An 11358-nucleotide genomic window follows, 5' to 3' on the forward strand; every position below is an offset into this window, starting at 1 on the left:
ACGCACGGGCGTCGACGGGGGCCGGCCGGGAGCAGGACGGGTCAGCAGCCCGGGGCTCCCGTGCCGCCGCGTTGCGGCAGGTTCAGGTTGGGCGCGGAGCTCGGCCAGGTCAGGGCGGCCGTCTTCGTCGTCCCGTCCGCGTTGACCTGCACGATGGGGATGGGCTTGCCGACGGCGTTCCCTTCGCTCCCGAACGACAGCCACCCGCTGGCCCCGGGCAGCATCTGCGCGCAGTAGAACTGGTGCAGGATGCCGGTGAGCAGGCCCGGGGTCTTCGCCTTGCCCCCCTCCCGCCGGGCCGCGCTGACCGCGGCGGCCACGGCGTCGTGCGTGAGCATCGCCTGCCCGCTGGCCAGGCTCGCGGGATCGAAGGACAGCGGCGGCTGCGCGCCCTGCGTCGTGGCCAGGGGCTGCTGCGTGCACGGGTCGGGGCGGCCGGTGAACGCCGACCAGAACTGGTCGTAGTTGCGCTTGGCGTCCGATCCGGGGCACTCGCTCCCCCACTCCTCCGGGCTGGCCAGCGCCGTGTACGCGACGGTGACCCGGCCCGAGGCGATGCCCTTGAGGACCACGTCGTCGCGGATGGCCTCCGAGGCGTCGTCACCGGCCAGGATGTGCAACTGCCCGATGCCGCAGGGCGCTCCCTGCACCCAGGTCTGGACGAAGGCGCCCAGGTCGCGGCCGCGGCCGGCGAAGTACACGGTGGAAGGGGCCGCCTGGCACAGGTTGGCGTGCATCAGGGTGAACTGCTGCACTAGGTGGTCGTAGCGGCCCGCGCCGCTGGGCATGTCGCGGGGCGAGGTGTACGGCAGCACCGTCACCGTGCGGTCGGTGGCCTGGAAGCGGACCTTGGCCTCGGCCGCCAGGGTGGCCGTGTAGTCGTCGCCCTCGACGCCGTCGGCGACCACCGCCATCGAGCTGACCGCCGGCTTCAGTCCCGAGACGTACTGGTTGGCCGCGATCACCGTGTCCGTGTTGGTCGGCGCGACGCGGAACATGTCCGGGATCAGCTTCTTGCCCGTCGGATCGGCCGGGTCCAGGTTCATGGAGTTGCCGGTGACCGTGGAGCCGATGACGGGGATGTGCAGCTGGGACGAGATGGCCGCGGCGGCCTGCCTGGTCTCCTCGGTGGACTGGCCGAGGCCGACGACCGCCGAGATCCGCTCGGACCGGGCGTGCTGCTTGACGCTGTCCACTGCCTGCTGCCAGGCCCCGTACTGGCTGCCCATGTTGGCCAGGTAGAGCTTGACGCCGGGCTTGCTGCCGTACGCGGCGGTGTTGTTCGCCCGCCAGACGGCGGTGATCGCGCCCTCGATGTTGTGGTACAGCGACTCGTGGGTCAGCGTGTCCACGTCGTGGACGGGCGACAGGTTCAGCATCAGCACGACGCTGGTGGCCTCCCCGGTCACCGCGTCGTTGGCGGCGCGCACCTGCTTCTGGAGGGCGCGCATGCGGTCCGGGTCGTCCTTCGTGAACGGCTTGCCTTCGATGTTCACCCCGACGCAGGCCAGGGGCTTGCCGGTGGCGGTCATCCCCTTCCCGCACGACAGTTCGGGCCGTGTGGCGATGTGGTGAATCCGCTCACCGCCCACGACGGCGCCGGCCAGGACCAGGAGGATGACGACCACCGACACCACCGGATGGCGGCGCCACCGGAGGAACCGTGGAATGCGTACGCCTGCGGGCATGAAGTACTCCTAGCGGTGCGCACGGCCACGCGGGGCGTGGCGCGGAAGGATCAGGCGAAGCGGGCGCCGGCCTGCTGGAGGGCGCTGACGTCGAGCAGACGGGAGTTGTGTGCCAGGCGTTCGAAGCCCTCTTCGATCTGGGCGTCCCATCGCCGGTTGCGCTCGGTGAGCGGGTCGTTGTACAGCCAGAGCAGCGCGAGGAGCTTTGCGGTGGCCACCGAGACGACGTCCCGGCCGGCCTGTTCGATCCCGGCGACGAGGTGGGCGTACGCCTCCTGCACGGACTGCTCGTGGACGAGCCGGCAAGGCGCCGAGGCGAGGTAGTCGAGGAGCCGCACCCAGGCGCGGTGGTCGCGGTCGAAGCGCTGGGCGAGCGCTTCGGCGACCGGGGGGAACTCGCCCAGCACCAGGGCGTAGAAGAGCTGCTGCTCCTCGCGGGCGACGGCCGAGCCGTTGTGGGCGGACGTCAGCGGGGCCAGGGCCTGGGCCTGCCGGGTGAACACCTCGCGCCAGGGATCGGCCGGGGTGTGCTGGCCGGGCCCGGGCGGGGCGACGGGGGCGGCGGCGAGGGCGGTGAGCGCACAGCGGCCCAGCCAGGGGTGCAGGACGGGGGGTCGGTCGGCCTCGCCCCAGCCGACCTCCCGGATGAGGGAGGGGCGGTGGAAGAAGGTGCTGACCCACAGGTTGCGGCGCAGCAGCTCCAGGCTGCGCGGCAGGTCCGCTATCTCGGGCGGCACGCGGGGGTCGTCGGCCGTGCGCATGTCGGCGAGGTACGCCGCGGCGAGGACGGCGGGCGGCGCGGCGGTCCACTGCCGACCGGGCGGGGCGAGCCCTTCGGGGAGGCTGTCCTCCAGGGCCCGCGACCACAGGGGTCTTCCGCTCGCGTCGACGGCGGCGGGCAGGGGTCTGTCCCGTTCCGCGGCGTCGGCTTCGTGTGGTGCGGAGGCGCGCTGCTCCTGGAGGGTGAGGGCGGCCCCCCAGTGGCCGCCGGTGAGGGCGTGGGCGACGGACGGGGGGACGGGCGCGGCCAGGGAGCCCCCGCTTGCGGCCACGTCCCCGGCGCGCTCCTCGGACATCGGGTCGAGCCACACCGGGTACCAGTAGTGGGCCGCCGCGAGCGGGTCCGGGCCGCCGCCCGGCTCCCCCTGCCGGGTCCACACCGCTCGGGTGCCGCGGGACAGCAGGGGGATGCGGCGCTGCGGGGTCTCGGGCAGCGGGCTGGTGCGCCAGGGCTCGCACCAGCGGGTGGTCCACTCCGGCTGCCACTGGTCACAGGCGGCGAGGACGACGAGGGGGTCCGCGGCGCCGAACGGTCCGGGTGCGTGCTGCTCGTTGCGGATCCGGGCGGCGACGAGGGCGGTGAGGAAGCGGCGGCCGGCCGGGGTTTGCGCCCCGTCCACGAACAGCACCCAGGCGTGGTCGTGCCGACCGCGGGCGGGCTCGGACGCCGGGATCTCGCAGGTACAGGCGGAGCGCAGCGCCGGGTGCCGCTCCGCCTGGTCCTTGGCGTCGGCGAGGAAGGCCGCCAGCAGCGGTGCGACCGCCGCCGAGCGGGATGCGGAGCTGAGCCTGATCAGGGCGTCCACGGAGCCGGCGGCCTCCGCCTCGGGGATGCCGACGTGCCAGCGCAGCGCGTCGCGCAGGCCCCAGCGGGCGGTGCTCTGCAACAGCGATCCGATCACGGGCCGGGCTCCGTCCCGTACCGCTCCGGCGACCTCGCGGGGGCCCTGGACGAGCGGGCTGAGCGCGCCGGTGACCACCACGTCCATCGTGGCGTCCACGGCGTTTTCGAGGCGGGAGGCGAAGCGGCCGCGGGGGGTGTTGCGCGTGTAGTGCCGGATCAGGTCGCGGATCTGCTCCGTGGCGCGGGCGCGGTCGGGTTCCAGTTCCTCGTTGAGCGCCAGCAGTCCGAGGGCGAACCGGTGGAACACCGGGCTGCGGCGTAACGTGTCCCAGCCGCGCATCATCTGGAAGGCGACCAGGGCCGTCGCGGACACGGGGTCCAGCGGGGTCTCGTGGAAGTCGAGGTGGGCGTGGACCACCGTCGACCCGCATCCCCGGGACAGGGACCGCAGCACGCTGGACTTGCCGGACCGGCGCGGGCCGAGCAGGGCCACCACGGGTTGCCGCTGGTCCGGATAGCGCCAGATCATGTGCCGCAGGAACGCGTCCGTCCCCTCCGCATGGCCGAGTTCCGCCGTTGCGCTCATCATGCCCCGCCCCCCCGAATCATCGATACGCGCACACCGACGACACGGAAGGTAACACCGGGAGGACGTGGAGCGACGGGGATCCTGCGGATCCGGTCGGGCTGCTACGGCCGTCCTGCTACTGATCTTCGGCCGATATCCTGCAACCGCGCCGTTCCGGCCGGTTCCGGGGCGGCGGTCGGAAACGTGACATGCGATGTGCCGGGCCGCCGTGCGGCCGGAGAGGGAGCCCCGATGGACGTGCAGCACTTCGAGCGGATCACCGCCTTCATCGAGGCGCGGCTCACCCCGCTGTTCGACGAGGCGACCGGCAGCGAGCGCGGCTTCGCGATGGACGACACCTCCCGCGCGCTGCGGGCGCTGCGCAACGCGGTGCTGGAGGCCTCGGCGGTCAGGGGGCTCTTGGAGAAGCGGGCCACCGCGGACGCGGCCCTGGGCCGGGTCATCGACCAGTCGGTGGAGCACCACTGGGACGTGCTGCGCGGGATCGCCCGCCAGTGGGAGGACCACGCCGACTTCTCGAAGGAGTTCAAGCGCCACGCGTGGGAGCTGGAGGCCGTACCGGCCGCCGTCGCCGCGGAAGGCTGAGCCCCGGCGGGGCGGCGCCTGCGCACCCCGGAGTGACAATGGGGGTGGCGGTCCGGCTCCGAGGGGCAGGAGACGACGATGAACGGCTCGGTGCCCATCGGGCGGGTGGTCGGAGTACCCCTGCGGATGCACTGGAGCGTTCCGCTGCTGGTGGTGCTGTTCGCGTACGGGCTCGGCCGCCAGACCCTCCCCGCCTGGACGCCGGGGCGTTCGAACACCGTGTACACCGTCGCCGCCGCCGTCGGCGCGCTGCTGCTCCTGGGCAGCCTGTTGCTGCACGAGACCGCCCACGCGGCCACCGCCCGCCGCAAGGACATCTCCGTGGAGGACGTGACCCTGTGGGCGCTGGGCGGCATGACCCGGATGGGTCGGCCGCAGAGCGCCGGGGTGGCGTTCGCAGTGGCGGTCAGCGGGCCGCTGGCCAGCCTCGCGGTCGGGGTCGCCGCGCTCGGTGCGGGCCTCGGACTCCACAGGTTGACCGGCTGGGCGGTGCCCGCGGCGGTCCTGGTGTGGCTGGGCTGGACGAACCTGTTCCTCGGGGTGTTCAACCTGTTGCCGGCTGCGCCTCTCGACGGCGGGCGGGTGCTCCAGGCACTGCTGTGGTGGCGTACCGGCGACCGGGAGCGGGCGGAACGCGCGGCCTCCCGCAGCGGGCAGGTCTTCGGCGTGCTGCTGGCGGCCTTCGGCTGGATCTCCTTCCTGCGCGGTTCACCGGGCGGGCTGTGGCTGGTCCTCGTGGGCCTGTTCATGGCGGTCGTCGCGGGCGCCGAGCGGCGCACCACGGAACTGCGCGCGGCCCTGGAGGGGAAGCGGGTGTCCGACGCCATGTCGGCGCCGGTGGTCACCGGCGCGGACTGGCTCGCCGTACCGCGGTTCATCGACGAGGTGGCCCTGGACGCGCGGCACTCGGTGCTGCCCCTGCTCGACTTCGACGGCCGGCCGAGCGGCATCGTGCACATGGCCCGGCTGGCCGCGGTTCCCTCCGCGCAGCGGGAGGAGCTGAGGGTCCGCGACGTGGCGACGCCGCGGGAGCGGTGCACGGTCGCCGCTCCGGGCGATCTACTGACGGAGGCGCTGGACGCGCTGCGGCCCAGTGTCGGGCTGCCGATCCTGGTGCTGGAGGGGGAGCGGCTGGTCGGGATCGTCACGGCGGCGGACATCTCCCGCATGCTGCGCCGGCACGCATTGGGCGGAGGCGGGCGGGAGACCGGCTGAGCCGGGCCGGGGACCCGGGGCGGGCCGGGGCGGGGCCGGGGCGGTGGTACTCCCCTCCTCCCCCGCACGCTCGCCTCCTCCCCCGCACGCTCGCCGCCCGCCTCTGTTCGCTATTCGCCGATGCGCAGGAGCGCGAGGGTGATGTTGTCGGGGCCGCCCGCCTCGATCGCGGCCCGCCACAGCTCGTACGCGGCCTTGCCGTCGTCGTGCACCCGCAGCAGTTCGCCGAGCTCCTCCTCCGGCACGGCGTCGGTCAGCCCGTCGGAGCACACCAGGTAGCGGGCCCCCGCCGTGACGGCGCGCGTGGAGACGTGCGGCGTGATGCCGGTGCTGTGACGGGCGCCGCCGATGGCTTGCGTGAGCAGGGACGTCGTACGCTGCCCCGGCGCCAGGGGCGGGTTGTCGTCCACGCTCACCTGGCACAGCTCCTCCTGCGTCGCGTCGAGGACCCGGCTGTCGCCCACGTTGAAGGAGATCAGCGACTCGGCGAGGACGATGGCTCCGGCGACCGTGGTGCCCATGGTGGCCAGCCCCGGATCGCTGTCGGCGGCCGCGTACAGCGCCTGGTCGCACATCGACAGCGCCTCCCGGACGGCGCCCTCGCTGGCCAGGACGGGTCCGAGCGCGGCTAGCTGGCGCACCACCAGCGCGCTGGCCACCTCGCCGGCCGGCTGGCCGCCGATCCCGTCGGCGACCGCGACGACGAGGGGCTCGCCGAGGGGGAAGACGAAGGTCTGCGGGTTGCGGGTCACGGTGGCGCACAGCGTCCACGGTCCGACGACGAGGCTGTCCTCGTTGTGGTCCCGTATCAGCCCGGCATGGCTCAGCGCGCTCACGGCTACGTACGGCATCGCACCACCATTGTCACGCCGCGGGCCCGCGGCCGCTCCGGGGAGCGGGCCGGGCCGCGGGGTCGACCGCCGCGGGCGCCGGCGGCGAGCCGGTGCGCGGGCTACGGCCGGCGGCGGGGCTTGCCGCCCTTGGCGCCCTTGCCGGTGCCGGTGGCCTTGCCGGTTCCCTTGCCGCCCTTGGCGTTGCGGGCGCCCTTGGCTCCGCCCGCGCCGCCGGACCCGCCGCGCAGGCTCTTCCCCGCCGCCGGCCGGCCGGCCGCCGAACCGCGCGCGCCGCCTCCCTTCGCCTCGGCACGGCCCCGCTGCTTCGGCTGTGCCGCGGCCGGCTGGGGGCCGCGCGTGCTGTTGACCGTACGGCCGCGGACGATCCCGATGAAGTGCTCGACGAGGTCGCTGGTCTCGTCCTCCAGCCACGACAGGGCGACCCGGGAAGCGGGCGCGTCGGTGACCGGTCGGTAGGTCAGGTCCCGGCGGTGGTGCAGGCGGGCCAGGGACTGCGGGACGACGAGGACGCCGATGCCGGCCGCGACCAGTTCGACGGCGTCGGCGGTCGTCGCGGGACGTTCGAACGCGGGACGCCCGGGCGGGGTCTCCCAGCCGAGGGTGTCGTCGAGGGGGTGCAGCACGATCTCGTCGGCCAGGTCCTCGACGGTCACCTCCTCGACGGCGGCCACGAGGTGGTCCTTGGGGACGATGACCACGGTGGTCTCGGTGTAGAGCGGGATGGCGGACAGGCCCGTGCGGTCCATCGGCAGGCGCACGAGACCCGCGTCGGCGCCGCGGTCACGCAGGGTGCCCGGTGCCTCGGCGGCGGACACCTGGACGAGGGCCAGCGGCACGTCGGGCAGGCGCTCGTTCCAGATCCGAACCCACTTGCCGGGGGTCACTCCGGGGACGTACGCGAGCCGGAACGAGGGAGAGAGCGGGGGGTGTGCTTCCGAGCCTGTCACCCGGCCAGGTTACCGGGCGTGGTCAGGAGTAGCGCACACGCTCGATATTCTTGTCGTCATGACGTCGCACAAGACCGCCCAGACCATGAAGCCCGCCACCGCGGCGAAGAAGCTGGGTGTGTACCTCGAAGCCACCCCCGCGGAATTCCGGGAGGGTGTCGTTTCCCGCAGCGAGCTGAACGCGCTGCAGGCCGACCCGCCGGAGTGGCTGCGGGAGCTGCGACGCAACGGTCCGCACCCGCGTCCGGTGGTCGCGGCCCGGCTCGGCGTCTCCATCGCCGGCCTCGCCCGCGGTGGTGTCACCGAGGCCCTCACCACCGAGCAGATCGACGCGATCAAGCAGCAGAACCCGGAGTGGCTCCAGAAGGAGCGCGCCACGCAGGCGGACGTCCGCAAGGAAGCGGCCCGCATCAAGGAGCGGAACGCGGAGCGCGCGGCGCGCCGGGAGCAGTCCGAGTCCTGACCCCGCACGCCCCACCCGCACCGCACTCACTCCGTACCGACACCGAGTGCGCCGGAGCAGGCCCGGCGCACCGGTGCACATCCCCCGCTCAAAGGCCGTTCCGCTACCGGCCCCCGGCGTGGCCCGCCCGTGCTCCGGGCAGGCCTTCCGTGTGATCTCGCAACTCCTCGCACGGTTCCGCCGCAACGCTGCGGCCGCACCCGTGTTCACGGCCGACTTCAGCTCGACGACCCAGTGGGTCGCCGGACGGTCCTGGGCCTATCCCAACGGCGGCCCCATCAACCCCGGCGACAACAAACTCGACTACCTCACCGCCGACCCCGCCTACAGCCGCAGCGGCACCTTCCGCGCCACCCGCCGCCCGGACGGCAAGTGGGACGCCGGCCTGCTCACCACCGAAGGCAGCAAGGAGGGCTTCCTGCTGCGCGCGGAGGACGTCCTGGAAGCACGCGTCCGGCTCCCGGAGGAGATAGGGGCCTGGCCCGCGATCTGGACCTGGCGGGACGGCGGACAGGAGGTCGACGTCTTCGAGTACCACCCCGACAACCCCGACCTGCTGGAACTGTCCAACCACGTCCGCGGTGGCGGCTCCCACTACTACCGCAACCCGGCCGTGGAGCCGGGCGGATGGGTGGACCTCAAGGTGAGGTTCGGCGCCCGCTCGGTCGTCTGGTGGGTCAACGGCACCCGCGTGTACGCCGACCGCAGCGGCGTCGGCCGGCGCTGGCGGGCGTACATCATCGTGAACCTCTCGGTGTGCGCCGGCCGCTACCACCCCGCTCCCGAGCCGGGGGTGACCGAGATGTCGTACGAGGTCACGGACCTCCGCGTGTACCGCTCCTAGCCGATTCGCCCCGCCTCCTAGCCGATTCGTCCCGCCGCGGAGCAGGCGTGCCCGCGGGGCTCGGCCCCGGCACTGGGGGGAGGGGGCTACTGCGGGCGCACGGCGGGGCGGGGCCGGGGGTGGGGTTACGGCCGGGCGGGGCCGGTGGGGTGTACGGGGTTTCGCGGCAGCCCATTGTCCTCCCGGTGCGGGCCTCCTCCTCTCCCTCCCCCGGCCCCGTGCGCCTCGCGCCGGCCCCGTGTGCCTCGCCCCCCCCCGGCCCCGTGCGCCTCGCGCCCCCGACCCGTGCGTCTCGCCGCCCGTGGTGGAGGTCACCACACACGGCCCCGTGGGTGTGGCGTCCGCGGCCATGGGCGCGGGCCGGGCCGCGCTCCTACCGTTCAGGCATGACGAGCCAACTTCTCTCACCGCAGGGACGCACCGCGCTGGTGACGGGCGGCGGCAGCGGCATCGGCCGGGCCTGTGCCGTCGCCCTGGCGGAGGCAGGGGCCGAGGTCCATGTCGCCGACGTCCACGAGGGGTCCGCGAAGGCCGTGGCGGCTCTCGTCGGCGGGCGGGCACACGTGGTCGACCTGGCCGACCCGGCCGCGGTCGGGGAGCTGCCCGACGCCGTGGACATCCTGGTCAACAGCGCCGGGCTGCAACACGTGGCCCCGATCACCGAGTTCCCGGTGGAGCGCTTCACCCTGATCCAGCAGGTCATGGTCACGGCGCCGTTCCTCCTGCTGCGGCGGGTGCTGCCGCACATGTACGGGGCCGGCTGGGGCCGGGTGGTCAACATCTCCAGCGTCCACGGGCTGCGCGCCAGCGCGTACAAGTCCGCCTACGTCGCCGCCAAGCACGGTCTGGAGGGGTTGAGCAAGGTGACCGCGATCGAGGGGGCACCGTACGGGGTGACGAGCAACTGCATCAGCCCGGGCTACGTCCGCACCCCGCTGGTCGAGGCGCAGATCGGTCAGCAGGCCGCCGCGCACGGCATCAGCCCGGGCGACGTACTGAACGACGTGCTGCTGACGCGGTCCGCCGTCAGGCGCCTGATCGAGCCAGAGGAGGTGGCGGCGGCAGCCGTCTGGCTGTGCGGGCCGCACACCGGACACCTCACCGGCACCTCCCTTCCCTTGGACGGCGGCTGGACCGCTACCTGACGGATGACCACGGGTTTCTCGCGGGCCGAGCGTTCATCTGAGGGGCGGAAGAAATTTCCTACCGACCGGTAGACATGACACGCGATCTTGCCGATTCTGGCCGCGTACATGCCAATTCCGCCAGAACGAGGAGCGCCCCCACATGCGCAGCACCCGTATCCGTACCCGCACCCGTCTCCGTACGCTCGGCACCGCGACCGCCACGGCAGCGGCCACCGCCGTCCTGCTCCTGGCGCCCGCCGGCACCTCCCAGGCAGCCCCGGCTGCGGCCGCCCCGTCTGCGGCCGCCCCGGCCGCGGCGACCGCGTCCGCGCCGGGCGGCAACGCCGCCATCCTGGGCATCGACTACGGCACCTGGAAGCGTGACGTGGCCGCCGTGATGGCGACCGCCCGCCCGTACGTCGAGCAGCGCATCGCCCAGTCGCCCGCCGGCGAGAAGCCCGCGATCGTCCTCGACATCGACAACTCCTCGCTGGAGACGGACTTCCACTGGTTCTGGGAGTTCCCGACCCCGGCGATCTCCGAGGTCCGTGACCTGACCCGGTACGCCAACGAGCGCGGCGTCGCGATCTTCTTCGTCACCGCCCGTCCCGGGATCATCGGCTCCCTCACGGAGCACAACCTCAAGTCGGTCGGCTACCCGGTGTCCGGGCTGTACGTGCGGGACCTGCCCGACCTGTTCAACGAGGTCAGCGCGTACAAGACGGCCAAGCGCGCCGAGATCGAGGCCCGCGGCTACACGATCATCGCCAACATCGGCAACAAGCAGAGCGATCTGGTCGGCGGCCACGCCGAGCGCACCTTCAAGCTGCCGGACTACGGCGGCAAGCTCTCCTGACGCCCCGGCCCGGGCGTGCCCCCGCCGGACGCGCGCCCGGGCCGACCACACCGCCGGCCGGCCGGCCTCGGGTCGCTTCGTGATGCGGACCGCCGCGAAGCGGCCCGCGCCGTCGGAGTCGATCCCGGGGCCCGGCGTCGTCCGGGAGGGTGCTGGTCAGGAGGGGGCGGGGGCAGGGCGGCTACACTTGCCGGGTTCTGGATCGACCAGGTGGTATCGGGCAGCGGGAGCCGTGATGGAGCAGCAGGAGCGTGTGCGCGGCGGCGGCCGGGGCCCCGAAGGCGGCCGGGACGACGCCGAGGCCGGTTACGAGCGGTGGAAGGGCAAGGGCGTCGCGCTGCGCGCCTTCTTCTACATCGCCGGCACGCACCTCTTCGCCGGTTTCATCTGGCTGCTGTTCACCCTGGGCGAGCACGCCCAGAAGTGAGCCCCCCGCGCGCCGCGCAGCAGAACGGGCGGGGCGGGGCCGGGGGGGGGGGCCCCGCCCCCCCCCCGGGGGTTGTAAAAAAATGCACAGCGGCCGCAGTTTGGGGGGGGTGGTTGGGGGGGGGGGGGGGGGATTAAAA

Annotated in this window: 11 protein-coding genes; 7 read left to right on the forward strand and 4 right to left on the reverse strand. The window is 73.6% G+C overall.

Features of this window, described 5'->3' with window-relative positions; translation table 11 throughout:
- Positions 1-41: 41 nt before the first annotated feature.
- Both ACFV7Q_RS36265 and ACFV7Q_RS36270 read right to left on the reverse strand, forming a co-directional pair.
- Complete coding sequence (locus ACFV7Q_RS36265) at positions 42-1688, reverse strand: hypothetical protein (RefSeq protein ID WP_385435192.1); 1647 nt, start codon at positions 1686-1688, stop codon at positions 42-44.
- Positions 1689-1738: 50 nt separating this feature from the next.
- Positions 1739-3901: a hypothetical protein gene (locus ACFV7Q_RS36270; protein ID WP_385435193.1), complete on the reverse strand. Its 2163-nt coding sequence runs from the start codon at positions 3899-3901 to the stop codon at positions 1739-1741.
- Positions 3902-4132: 231 nt separating this feature from the next.
- Between ACFV7Q_RS36270 and ACFV7Q_RS36275 the strand changes: the two genes are divergently transcribed.
- Together ACFV7Q_RS36275 and ACFV7Q_RS36280 are read left to right on the forward strand one after the other, a co-directional pair.
- Complete coding sequence (locus tag ACFV7Q_RS36275; RefSeq protein ID WP_385435194.1) at positions 4133-4486, forward strand: hypothetical protein; 354 nt, start codon at positions 4133-4135, stop codon at positions 4484-4486.
- A gap of 78 nt (positions 4487-4564) precedes the next feature.
- Positions 4565-5701, forward strand: a complete 1137-nt coding sequence (locus tag ACFV7Q_RS36280) for a site-2 protease family protein (protein WP_385435195.1) — start codon at positions 4565-4567, stop codon at positions 5699-5701.
- Positions 5702-5811: 110 nt separating this feature from the next.
- Here ACFV7Q_RS36280 and ACFV7Q_RS36285 read toward each other — a convergent pair whose 3' ends face one another.
- The gene (locus ACFV7Q_RS36285; protein WP_385435196.1) at positions 5812-6552 is read right to left on the reverse strand and encodes a PP2C family protein-serine/threonine phosphatase; all 741 of its coding nucleotides are present in this window, start codon (positions 6550-6552) and stop codon (positions 5812-5814) included.
- Positions 6553-6653: 101 nt separating this feature from the next.
- Complete coding sequence (locus tag ACFV7Q_RS36290) at positions 6654-7502, reverse strand: LysR family substrate-binding domain-containing protein (RefSeq protein WP_385435197.1); 849 nt, start codon at positions 7500-7502, stop codon at positions 6654-6656.
- Between the two features lie 58 nt (positions 7503-7560).
- Between ACFV7Q_RS36290 and ACFV7Q_RS36295 the strand changes: the two genes are divergently transcribed.
- The 5 genes from ACFV7Q_RS36295 to ACFV7Q_RS36315 all read left to right on the forward strand — a co-directional run bounded on the left by ACFV7Q_RS36295 (position 7561) and on the right by ACFV7Q_RS36315 (position 11219).
- Positions 7561-7965 carry a DUF5997 family protein gene (locus tag ACFV7Q_RS36295; protein WP_385435198.1) on the forward strand — a complete coding sequence of 135 codons (405 nt, stop codon included), beginning with the start codon at positions 7561-7563 and terminating at the stop codon, positions 7963-7965.
- 151 nt (positions 7966-8116) lie between these two features.
- A complete protein-coding gene (locus ACFV7Q_RS36300; RefSeq protein WP_385435199.1) occupies positions 8117-8809 on the forward strand; it encodes a beta-glucanase in 693 nt (230 codons plus the stop codon).
- 386 nt (positions 8810-9195) lie between these two features.
- A complete protein-coding gene (locus ACFV7Q_RS36305) occupies positions 9196-9954 on the forward strand; it encodes a 3-hydroxybutyrate dehydrogenase (RefSeq protein ID WP_385435200.1) in 759 nt (252 codons plus the stop codon).
- Between the two features lie 142 nt (positions 9955-10096).
- Positions 10097-10792 (forward strand): HAD family acid phosphatase, encoded by a 696-nt coding sequence (locus tag ACFV7Q_RS36310; protein ID WP_385435201.1) that lies wholly within the window; start codon positions 10097-10099, stop codon positions 10790-10792.
- Positions 10793-11027: 235 nt separating this feature from the next.
- A complete protein-coding gene (locus ACFV7Q_RS36315) occupies positions 11028-11219 on the forward strand; it encodes a DUF6126 family protein (RefSeq protein WP_385435202.1) in 192 nt (63 codons plus the stop codon).
- Positions 11220-11358 lie beyond the last annotated feature (139 nt).

The organism is Streptomyces sp. NPDC059851 (assembly GCF_042732005.1).
Classification (GTDB): domain Bacteria; phylum Actinomycetota; class Actinomycetes; order Streptomycetales; family Streptomycetaceae; genus Streptomyces.